Source organism: Gemmobacter sp. (assembly GCF_046292685.1).
Lineage (GTDB): Bacteria > Pseudomonadota > Alphaproteobacteria > Rhodobacterales > Rhodobacteraceae > Wagnerdoeblera.
Map to the genome: position 1 here is coordinate 87,403 of NZ_JBKBQM010000004.1, position 10,615 is coordinate 98,017.

11 protein-coding genes are annotated in these 10,615 nt (G+C 68.6%); 2 read left to right on the forward strand and 9 right to left on the reverse strand.

Annotation, left to right across the window (positions count from 1 at the left end):
• Positions 1 to 8: 8 nt before the first annotated feature.
• The 9 genes from ACK4S2_RS02200 to ACK4S2_RS02240 all read right to left on the reverse strand — a co-directional run bounded on the left by ACK4S2_RS02200 (position 9) and on the right by ACK4S2_RS02240 (position 7,988).
• Positions 9 to 935: a bifunctional riboflavin kinase/FAD synthetase gene (locus ACK4S2_RS02200; protein WP_409619872.1), complete on the reverse strand. Its 927-nt coding sequence runs from the start codon at positions 933 to 935 to the stop codon at positions 9 to 11.
• A 30-nt stretch (positions 936 to 965) separates the two neighbouring features.
• Positions 966 to 1,409, reverse strand: a complete 444-nt coding sequence (locus ACK4S2_RS02205) for a MaoC family dehydratase (RefSeq protein ID WP_409619874.1) — start codon at positions 1,407 to 1,409, stop codon at positions 966 to 968.
• 119 nt (positions 1,410 to 1,528) lie between these two features.
• Entirely contained in the window at positions 1,529 to 2,407 is an 879-nt protein-coding gene (locus ACK4S2_RS02210) for a TIGR01459 family HAD-type hydrolase (protein ID WP_409619876.1), read from the reverse strand.
• Between the two features lie 88 nt (positions 2,408 to 2,495).
• Positions 2,496 to 3,416 carry a manganese-dependent inorganic pyrophosphatase gene (locus tag ACK4S2_RS02215; protein WP_409619878.1) on the reverse strand — a complete coding sequence of 307 codons (921 nt, stop codon included), beginning with the start codon at positions 3,414 to 3,416 and terminating at the stop codon, positions 2,496 to 2,498.
• A gap of 108 nt (positions 3,417 to 3,524) precedes the next feature.
• Entirely contained in the window at positions 3,525 to 4,880 is a 1,356-nt protein-coding gene (dnaA, locus tag ACK4S2_RS02220) for a chromosomal replication initiator protein DnaA (protein WP_409619880.1), read from the reverse strand.
• Positions 4,881 to 5,313: 433 nt separating this feature from the next.
• A complete protein-coding gene (rpsT, locus tag ACK4S2_RS02225) occupies positions 5,314 to 5,592 on the reverse strand; it encodes a 30S ribosomal protein S20 (protein WP_409619881.1) in 279 nt (92 codons plus the stop codon).
• Between the two features lie 151 nt (positions 5,593 to 5,743).
• On the reverse strand, positions 5,744 to 6,520 hold the full coding sequence (locus tag ACK4S2_RS02230; protein WP_409619883.1) for an enoyl-CoA hydratase: 777 nt from the start codon (positions 6,518 to 6,520) through the stop codon (positions 5,744 to 5,746).
• 60 nt (positions 6,521 to 6,580) lie between these two features.
• A complete protein-coding gene (gene mutM, locus ACK4S2_RS02235; RefSeq protein WP_409619885.1) occupies positions 6,581 to 7,435 on the reverse strand; it encodes a bifunctional DNA-formamidopyrimidine glycosylase/DNA-(apurinic or apyrimidinic site) lyase in 855 nt (284 codons plus the stop codon).
• Positions 7,413 to 7,988, reverse strand: coding sequence for a hypothetical protein (locus tag ACK4S2_RS02240; RefSeq protein ID WP_409619887.1), 576 nt, complete (start codon positions 7,986 to 7,988; stop codon positions 7,413 to 7,415). The genes mutM and ACK4S2_RS02240 overlap by 23 nt, the downstream gene beginning before the upstream one ends.
• Before the next feature lie 90 nt (positions 7,989 to 8,078).
• On the opposite strand from ACK4S2_RS02240, the gene ubiE reads away from it, so the two are divergent.
• Together ubiE and ubiB are read left to right on the forward strand one after the other, a co-directional pair.
• Positions 8,079 to 8,831: a bifunctional demethylmenaquinone methyltransferase/2-methoxy-6-polyprenyl-1,4-benzoquinol methylase UbiE gene (ubiE, locus tag ACK4S2_RS02245; RefSeq protein ID WP_409619889.1), complete on the forward strand. Its 753-nt coding sequence runs from the start codon at positions 8,079 to 8,081 to the stop codon at positions 8,829 to 8,831.
• A gap of 3 nt (positions 8,832 to 8,834) precedes the next feature.
• On the forward strand, positions 8,835 to 10,370 hold the full coding sequence (gene ubiB / locus ACK4S2_RS02250) for a 2-polyprenylphenol 6-hydroxylase (protein ID WP_409619891.1): 1,536 nt from the start codon (positions 8,835 to 8,837) through the stop codon (positions 10,368 to 10,370).
• Positions 10,371 to 10,615: the final 245 nt, after the last annotated feature.

The following is a 10,615-nucleotide window of genomic DNA, read 5'->3' on the forward strand; positions in this document are numbered from 1 at the left end:
CCGGCGGCCTACACGGTGGCCAGAATCTCCCGCGCCCGGGCGCAGTCGGCCTCCATCTGCGCGATCAGCGCCGGCAAGCCGTCGAACTTCAGCTCCGGCCGCAGGTATTCGACAAAGCCCACCGACAGGTGCTGACCGTAAAGATCGCCCTTGAAGTCGAAGATGTAGGTTTCCAGGTTGGGCAGGTTTTCCCCGAACATCGGCCGCACCCCCAGCGAGGCCGCGCCCAGATAGCTGCCCTTCTGCGGCCCGGTCAGCACATCGACCTTTACCGCATAAACCCCGATCTTCGGCAGATGCAGCCCCGCCACCGACATGTTGGCGGTCGGATAGCCCAGTTCGCGCCCGCGCTTTTCGCCGTGCAGCACCGGGCCTTCGATGCGGTGCCAGTGGCCCAGCATGGCATGGGCATCGCGGGGCCGCCCTTCGGCCAGGGCCGCCCGGATCGCGGTCGACGAAATCTCCACCCCGCCGACCGCCACCAACGGCGCCACCGTCACCTCGAACCCCAGCTCCGCCCCCAGCGCCACCAGATCGGCGGCGCGGCCGGCGCGCCCCTTGCCGAAACAGAAATCGGCGCCCACCACCACATGCCGCACGCCCAGCCCCTCGGCCAGCACGTCGCGGGCAAAGGCCGCGGGCGACAGGCCCGCCAGCGCAGCATCGAACGGCAGTTCGTAAAGCTGTTCCACCCCCAGCCGCGCCAACCGGTTGGCCCGCGCCTCGGCGTTCATCAGCCGGAATGGCGCGGCACCGGGGTTGAACACCTGCCGCGGATGCGGCTCGAAGGTCACCACCCCCAGCGGCGCATCCGGGCGGCGTGCCCGGTCGATCACCGAACGGTGGCCCAGGTGCACCCCGTCGAAGTTGCCCATGGCCACCGATGCGCCCTTGTCGGCGGCATCCAGCCCTTGCCAGTGATGATGCGTTCTCATCTTCCCCCGGGGTGGCGGGGGCGCCCGCCGTCAGTCGAACTTGCGGCTGGGCGCCAGAACCAGCGCCTCGCCTTTCAGCACCACCGTATCGCCCACCGCGCAGCGGGTTTCAAGGGTGACCCGCCGGCGCGCATGGTCCACCGCCGTCACCGTCACCTCGGCCAGCACGGTGTCGCCCGGGCGGACGGGCGCCATGAACTTCAGGCTCTGGCCCAGATAGACCGTGCCATGCCCCGGCAGCTGTTCGCCGATCACCGCCGAGATCAGCCCGGCGGTCAGCATGCCATGCGCGATGCGGCCCTGAAAGATCGTGTCGCGGGCATAGGCGTCGTCCAGATGCACCGGGTTGCGGTCGGTCGAGACTTCGGCGAACAGCTCGATGTCGCGGTCGGTCACGGTCTTGCGCAAATGGCGCGACATGCCGATCTCGATATCCTCGATGCAGATCGTCCCGCGCGGCATGTTGTCCAGCATCCTGCGAATCCTCCAAGCGATGCTTGGGACGCTAGCAGATGCTGCGCCGCAGCACAATGGCGCAGCGTAACTTTGCGACGCTTATTCGCCCCTCGGCGCAATATTGTTGCCTTGCCGCTTCAGCGCAACTGCCCGATCGCCCAACGCGGCGCGGCCTTCTGCGCGGTCAGCCATTGGGCCAGCAACGCCGGGTCCGGTGCCGCCGCATCGGGGCCAAAGGCTTCGGCCGCCAGCCCGCCGGTCACGAACAGGCAATCCAGCCCTTCGCCGGCAGCACCCGCCACATCGGTCCCGATGCCGTCGCCCACGCACAGGATGCGGTCCTCGGGCACATCGCGCCCCAGCGCCGCCAGCCGCCGCCGGGCGAGGTCGTAGATCGGCGGATGCGGCTTGCCGAAATACAGCACCCGCCCGCCCATCTGTTCATAGATCTGCGCCAGCGCCCCGGCGCACCAGAGCCGCCGGCCGCCCCAGTCCACCACGATGTCGGGGTTCACGCACAGCATCGGCATCCGGTTCTGCGCCGCCAGCATCAGGCCGGCGCGGTAATCCTCGGGCGTCTCGGTCAGGTCGTCGGCAAGGCCGGTGCAGACGATGCCCTCGGCCTCGGCCGGCGCCACCCGCGCCACCGTGCCCGCCGGCACGTCCTGCGGCAGGTCGTCGAAAAAGGTCAGGTCTTTCTCGGCCCCGATGTGCCACACCTTCCGCCCCACCGCGCCCGAGGCCATCGCCCATTGCGCCGCATCGCCCGAGGTGGCGATCTCGTCCCAGGCATCGCGCGGCACGCCCAGCCGCTGCAACTGGCGCATCACATCCGTCCTGGGGCGCGGCGCATTGGTCACCAGCACCACCGCGCCGCCGCCTGCCCGGAACGCCTGCAAGGCGGCGACCGCCGGCGCAAAGGCCACAACCCCGTCGTGCACGCAGCCCCACAGGTCGCAGAACAGCGCATCATAGTGTGCGGAAACCGCCGCCAGTTCTGGAATGATCCGGGTCATCGCCTCTCTCCGGCTCCCGGGCCTGCCGGGTTCATTTTCTGTCCGAAAATATCCCGGGGGTCCGGGGGCAGAGCCCCCGGCTCCGCGATCAAAGCTTCAGCGCCGGGATGATCTGCTTCTTGCGGCTCATGATGCCCGGCAGCACGACCGTATCGCCGGTGACCTTGCAGCCGAAGCTCGCCTCGGCCATCGCCTTCACCAGGTCGTTGGGCACCAGCAGGGTGGCTTCTTCCTTGATGATGTCCACCACGAACAGCAGCACCTGGTCGGCGCCGTCTTCCCTGGCCACGTCCACCATGCTGGCCATCAGGCTGTCCTTGCGGTCCAGCACGACCTTGGGCGCGGTGGTTTCCAGCACGCTCACGCGCAGTTCCTTGCCGGCGACGTTGTATTCCTTGCTGTCCATCCGCAGCAGCTCGGCATCCGAAAACGCCGACACGTCCGACTTCGCCTCGAACATCGCCGCCGCCAGCTCGGGAATCGACACGCCCAGGTCGGCGGCCAGCGCCTCGGCCACGGCCTTGTCATGCGCGGTGGTGGTGGGGCTGCGGAACGCCAGCGTGTCCGACAGGATGCACGACAGCATCGCGCCCTTGATCCCGCGCGGTGCCTTGGCCACCGCATCGCCCATCAGGTCGTGCATGATGGTGGCGGTGCAGGCCAGCGGGCGGATGGTGATGTCGATCGGGTTCTTCGTCTTGATCCCGCCCACCAGCATGTGATGGTCGATGATCCCCTGAATCTTCGCCTCGTTGATCGAGGGCGGCAGCTCGGCCGGGTTGTTGGTGTCGACGATCACCACCTTGTCCTCGGCGGTCACGTCCGCGATGATCTCGGGCTTGTCCAGCCCCCAGTGGCGCAGCACGAAGGCGGCTTCGGTGTTCGGTTCGCCCAGCAGCACCGGCTTGGCGGGGGTGCCTTTCGCTTCGCTCAGGTACCAGGCCCAGACGATGGGCGAGCCGGTGGAATCGGTGTCGGGCGACTTGTGGCCGAAAACAAGCGTGGTCATGGAACTGCCTTCGCAAAGCGGGTGGGTTTCGGGCGCCTTATAGGCGCCCGCGCCGCGCTTGTCACCCTGCGCGGCAAAGGTCTGCGGCAATTTTTCTGCGCCGCAGCATCAGCCTTCCAGCTGGCGGCGCAGCATCGCCAGGTCGTCGGCCAGCTGGCTGTCGGTGGCCATCAATTCCTCGATCTTCTTCACGCCGTGCATGATGGTGGTGTGGTCGCGCCCGCCGAACCGCCGCCCGATTTCGGGCAAGGACCGCGGGGTCAGCTGTTTGGCCAGATACATCGCCACCTGCCGCGGCCGGGCCACGGCGCGCAGCCGCTTGGGCCCGATCATGTCGGACAGGCGGATGTTGTAATGCTCGGCCACCTTGCGCTGGATTTCCTCGATCGTCACCTTGCGGTCCGAGGCGCGCAGGATGTCGGCCAGGCAGTCCTGCGCCAGTTCCAGCGTGATCTCCCGCCCGACGAGCGAGGCAAAGGCAAACAGCCGCGTCAGCGCGCCTTCCAGCACGCGCACGTTGGTGGTGATGCGGTTGGCCAGAAACTCCAGCACCCCCGGCGCGATGCGCAGGCCCGGATACTGGCCGCGATAGAACTCCACCTTGGTCTGCAGGATGCCCAGCCGAAGCTCGTAATCGGTCGGGTGCAGGTCCACGATCAGCCCGCATTGCAAGCGGCTGGCGATGCGGTCTTCCAGCCCCTTGATCTCGCCCGGCGCGCGGTCGGCGGAAATCACGATCTGGCGGTTCTGGTCCACCAGCGCGTTGAAGGTGTGAAAGAACTCCTCCTGCGTGCTGTCCTTGCCGGCGATGAACTGCACGTCATCCACCATCAGCACATCGACCGAGCGGAACAGCTCCTTGAACGACATGATCTGCTTGTCGCGCAGCGCCTGGACAAAGCGGTACATGAACTGTTCGGCGCTCAGATACAGCACCCGCGCCGCGGGGTTGCGCGCGGTGATCTCGTGCGCGATGGCGTGCATCAGGTGGGTCTTGCCCAGGCCCACGCCGCCATACAGGAACAGCGGGTTGAAGCTGACGGGCCCGCCTTCGGCCACCCGGCGCGCGGCGGCATGGGCCAGCTGATTCGGCTTGCCCACCACGAAGGTGTCGAAGGTGAAGCGCGCATCCAGCGGGCTGCTGGCCATATCCTCGTCATTGGCGCGGGCGGGGGCGGCCGCCGCGGCCGGGGCAGGGCGGGCCACCGCCGGTGCTGCCGTCTGGCGCGCCACGGCAAACTCCACCCGCGTCACCGCCGCACCCGAGCCCAGCAGCTCGCGCCGGATATGGTCGGCGAAATTGCGCGCCACCCAGTCGCCGTGAAAGCTGGTCGGCACGGTGAACCGTGCCACACCGTCGGTCAGGTCGGCAAAGCGCAAGGGCTCGATCCAGGTCAGGTAGTTGTTGCGGCCCACCCGCTTGAGAAGTCCCTCACGCACCTGCCCCCAAGTTTCTTCGGTCATCTGTCCCGTTCCGAACGCGGTTGTTGTTGTTGTCACCCGGGGCGTTCGCCCTTCGTTAGCCACAGACGATCCGGCCACCGGCCCGGCGGGGGGCAACCCGTTGCCGGGCCGCCAAACGGCGCACAACGCCCCGCCCAGCCGTTGCCGGCCGTGGCAAGGTGCGCAGGCAATGCGCGTTTGTTCAACAAAAGCAAGGGCTTGCGTGAAAGTTGGCAGCACAGCCCTTGCGATCTGCATGTCCCCCCCCAGGGAACGATGTGAATCGCTCAGGCAAACTAGCGTCCTCGCGGCGGCGGCTGCAACCGAACTTCGCTGTTGACTCGGTCTTTCCCGAAACCGAATCCGCGCCCCTCGGCAGCTTTGCCACAGTGACGCGGCGGCAAGCAAAAAGGCGCCCCGCAGGGCGCCTTTCCGAATCTCCGTTCGGGCGGGTTCAGGCGTTGGCCGGAACCGACAGCGCCTTCACGCGCGCCGACAGGCGCGACATCTTGCGCGCCACGGTGTTCTTGTGCAGCACGCCCTTGGTCACGCCGCGCGCCAGCTCCGGCTGCACAGCCTCCAGCGCCGCCTTGGCCGCATCGGCATTGCCGCTGGCGATCGCTTCTTCCACCTTGCGCAGGAAGGTGCGGATGCGCGAGCGGCGCGCCTTGTTCACGGCATAGCGGGCTTCGGACTGGCGGGCGCGTTTTTCGGACTGGGGCGTATTGGCCATGTTTTCGGGTCTTCCGGGTCTGTTGCGGTTTCGGTTGCGTCACAGACCCCGGGCCGGACGATTCGTCCGGCGACTTGCTTGCCTAAGCGGGCCCACGCGCATGTGCTGCGGCACTTACACCATCGGGACGGCAAAGGAAAGGGGGGGGGCGTCAGCGGTCGCGGAACTGCGGGGTGCGCTTTTCGACGAAGGCGCTCATGCCTTCCTTCTGGTCTTCGGTGGCGAACAGGCTGTTGAACACCCGGCGCTCGAACAGCAGGCCCTCGCGCATCGTGGTCTCGTAGGCGCGGTTGACCGCCTCCTTGGCCACCATCGCCGCCAGCATCGACTTTTCGGCGATCTTGCGCGCGGCCGACATCGCCTCTTTCATCAGGTCCTTGGCCGGCACCACGCGCGACACGAGGCCCGAACGCTCGGCCTCGGCCGCGTCCATGAAGCGCCCGGTCAGGTGCATGTCCATCGACTTCGACTTGCCGACGAATCGCGTCAGCCGCTGGGTGCCGCCCATGCCGGCGATGACGCCGAGGTTGATTTCGGGTTGGCCGAACTTGGCGGTGTCGGAACAGATGATGAAGTCGCACATCATCGCCAGCTCGCAGCCCCCGCCCAGCGCATAGCCCGACACCGCGGCGATGATCGGCTTGCGCACCCGCAGCAGCCGGTCGCTGTCGGCGGCGAACAGATCCTCGCCGAACACCTCGACAAAGGATTTGCCGGCCATTTCCTTGATGTCGGCACCGGCGGCAAAGGCCTTTTCCGACCCGGTCAGCACGATGCAGCGCACCTTGTCGTTGGCATCCAGCGCGGCCAGCGCATCGCTCAGCTCGCCCAAGAGCTTCGCGTTCAGCGCGTTCAGCGCCTCGGGGCGGTTCAGCCGCACGACGGCGACGTAGTCCTCGATCTCAAGGATGATCGTTTCATAGGCCATGACGGAACCCCCGGGGTTTGAGTTGCGGCGACTCCTAGCAGGACGGCGGCGGGGATCAAGTCATCTCTGGCAGTCGGGGCAATGGAAGGACGAGCGCCCCGATTGCACGATGCGCGCCACGCGCCCCCCGCAACCGGGCGTCACGCAAGCCGCGCCTTCACGCCCGTAGACGCGAAAGGCGTGCTGGAAATAGCCCAGTTCGCCATCCGCCTGCCGGTAATCGCGCAAGGACGAGCCCCCCGCCTCGATCGCCTCGGCCAGCACCTCGCGGATCAGCGGCACAAGGCGCGCGACCTCGGCCGCGGTCAGGTCGCCCGCCAGCCGGGCCGGGTGGATGCCCGCGCGGTGCAGCACCTCGCAGACATAGATGTTGCCCAGGCCCGCCACGTTGCCCTGGTCCAGCAGCGCGGCCTTGATGGGCGTGCGCCGCCCTGCCAGCCGCGCGGCCAGCCAGCTTTCGGAAAACCCGTTGCCGAAGGGTTCTGGCCCCAGCCCTTCCAGCAGCGGATGCGTGCCGGCGAACAGATCCCACATGCCGAAGCGGCGCGGGTCGTTGAAGGTGATGCGCGCGCCCGACTCCATGTGCAGCACGATATGGTCGTGCTTTTCCGCCGCCCCGGTGTCGTGCACGAAATCGCCGGCCATCGCCGACGCCCCGCCCGGCGGCGCCACCAGCACCCGCCCCGACATCCCCAAATGGATCAGCAGCACCTCGCCGCCCGACAGATCGGCCAGGATGTATTTCGACCGTCGCCGCAGCGCGCCCACCCGCTGCCCGGTCAGCCGCTCGGCCATGCGCGGGGGCAGCGGCCAGCGCAGGTCGGGGCGGCGCACCTCGGCCCGGGCGATGGTCGCGCCCTCCATCAAGGGCGCCAGGCCGCGGCGCACGGTTTCAACTTCGGGCAGTTCGGGCATCGGGCGGTTCCTGCGCACGGCAAAGCCAATGGTTCGCCATCTGCCGCAACGCCGCCGCCCCGACAACCTGTTTCGGCACCGCGATCACGCTGCCGTCGGCGAAATGCAGCCGGATGGTCAGCGGCCCCGCCTCGGTCATCTCCACCAGCGACCGCCACAGCCGCGCCCGGCGGCCGAAGATCAGCACCGGCGCCGACAGGCCCACCGCGTCGAAGCGCAGCTCCCACGTCCACATCGCGGCGGTGTGCCACACCAGCGCCGCCAGCAGCACCAGCTCGGGCCAGGGCACCGCGCCGCCGTCCACCCGCAGCTGCCCGCCCTCGTGCAGCAGCAGCAGCGCCCCGGCCAGGCCCGCGCTGGCCGCCGCCAGCCCCGCGCGCAACCCCGGCGCGGTGCGCAACCGCACCTCGGCCGCCCCTTGCCGCGGCGGCGCCCAGGCCGGCCCCGGCGGCCCCCCGGCCTTGCGCCCGGCCCACCACACCCCGGCGTTCAGCGCCAGCACCGGCAGCGCCAGCACCAGGATCGTCAGCATCAGCGGATCGCTCAGCGCCATCACCCCTCCCCCTGAGGCAGAATGCCGGTTTCCCCTTTGTGCCGGCAACGCTATATGCCTCGCATGGCGGATTTCGGGCGAGGGCACGGCATGACCGGGGACAATCAGGCGACAACGCACTTCGGGTTCCGCGACGTGCCCGAGGGCGACAAGGCCGGCATGGTCCACGGCGTCTTTACCCGCGTCGCTTCGAAATACGACGTGATGAACGACCTGATGAGCCTTGGCATCCACCGCATCTGGAAAGACGCGATGATGGATTGGCTCGCCCCCCGCCCGGGCCAGCGCCTGCTGGATGTGGCCGGCGGCACCGGCGACGTCGCCTTCCGCTTTCTCGCCCGCGCGCCGGGCGCCACCGCCACCGTCTGCGACATGACCGAATCCATGCTGGCCGAAGGGCGGCAACGGGCCGAGGCCGACCGCCTGGCCGACCGGCTCGACTGGGTGGTGGGCGATGCGATGGCCTTGCCCTTTCCCGACAACAGCTTCGATGTCTACACCATCAGCTTCGGCATCCGGAACGTCACCCGCATCCCCGATGCCCTGTCCGAGGCCTGGCGCGTGCTGCGCCCCGGCGGGCGGCTGATGGTGCTGGAGTTCAGCCAGATCCCCAACGACCTGCTGCAATGGCTGTATGACCGCTATTCCTTCAACGTGATTCCGGTCATGGGGCAGGTCGTGGCCGGCGACCGCGACAGCTATCAGTATCTGGTGGAATCCATCCGCAAGTTTCCCGACCAGGAAAGCTTTGCCGCCATGATCCGCGCCGCCGGCTTCGGCCAGGTGAAATACCGCAACCTCACCCTGGGCATCGCCGCGCTGCATTCGGGCTGGAAACTCTGATCCATGCGCGGGCCCCACAACATCTGGCGGTTGATCCGCACGCTGGCCACGCTCGAACGCACCGGCGGCATCGGCGTGGTGCTCGATGCCTTCCGCGCGCCGCCGCGCATCCGCTTTGTCGCCCGGGTGCTGGGCTGGCCCTTCAAGTGGCTCGGCCTCAAGGGCGACCCGGCGTTGCCTTCGGCCACCCGCGCGCTCACCGCGCTGGGCCCGGCCTACATCAAGTTCGGCCAGATCCTGTCCACCCGCCCCGACATCGTGGGCGAGGAAATGGCCACCCAGTTGAAATACCTGCAAGACAAGCTGCCGCCCTTCGACACGCTCACCGCCAAGCGCATGATCGAGGCCGAGCTGGAAATCCCCGTCGATCAGGTGTTTTCCGAGTTTTCCGAACCCGTCGCGGCCGCCTCCATCGCGCAGGTCCACCGCGCCCGGCTGGCCGAAACCGGGCAGCTCGTCGCGGTCAAGGTGCTGCGCCCCGGCATCGAAAAGGCGTTCCGCAAGGATATCGACGCCTTTTACCTGGCCGCCGGGCTGATCGAAACCATCGCCCCCTTTTCCCGCCGCCTGCGCCCGACCGACGTGATCGCCCATTTCGAAGGCGTGGTGATGGGCGAGCTGGACTTGCGGCTCGAATCCGCCGCTGCCGCCGAATTCGCCGCCAACACCGCCCAGGATGCCGGCATCACCGTGCCGCAGCCGGTGTGGGAATATTCGGGCCGCAGCGTGATGACGCTGGGCTGGGCCGAAGGCATCGGGCTGGCCGATACCGCAGCCCTCGATGCCGCCGGGCACGACCGCAAGCTCCTGGGGGCGCGGGTGCTGTCGCTGTTTCTCAGCCACGCGCTGCGCGACGGCTTCTTTCACGCCGACATGCACCAGGGCAACCTCAAGGTCGCGGCCAACGGCGACCTGATCCTTTACGATTTCGGCATCATGGGCCGGCTCGACGAATATACCCGCCGGGTCTATGCCGAAATCCTGATCGGCTTCATCCGGCGCGATTACCGCCGCGTCGCCGAAGTGCATTTCGAGGCCGGTTACGTGCCCGCCGACCGCGACATCGACGAATTCGCCCGCGCGCTGCGCGTGGTGGGCGAGCCGATCTTCGGCATGGATGCCACGCGCATCTCGATGGCGCGCCTGCTGGCCTATCTGTTCGAGGTGACCGAGCGTTTCGGCATGCAGACCCGCACCGAACTCATCCTCCTGCAACGCACGATGGTCGTGGTCGAAGGGGTGGCGCGCACGCTCGACCCGCACATCAACATCTGGCAGGTCGCCCGCCCGGTGGTCGAAGGCTACATCACCCGCAACGTCGGCCCGCGCGCTCTGCTGCGCGACCTTGTGCGCACCGCGCAGGTGCTGGGCCGCTTCGGCCCACGCCTGCCCGCGATGATGGAGGCCGCGCTGATCCGCCAGTCGCAACCCGCCCCGGCGCCGGTGCCGCGCCGCACGCACCCGGTGCTTTGGATGGCGCTGGGCGGGGCGCTCAGCCTCGGGGCGGCTGCCTTGGGCATCCTGCTCGGCGCGGGCTGATCGCGCCCCGCCGCGCCCCGCCGGCACCCGGTCCGGCATCCCCTATTCGCAGTCCACCGGCCGCCGGACCAGATCGCCGCGCCACGCCGCGCGCTGCCCCGATCCCCCCCGAGGCCCGCCGGCGCCGCCCGCCAAGGCGTCACGCCGCGGCCCCCCTTTCACCTTGCCGCAAATATCCCGGGGGCCCCGGGGGCAGCGCCCCCGGACGCCGGCCGCCCCCGACCCCGGCCAGGCGCGACCCGTCG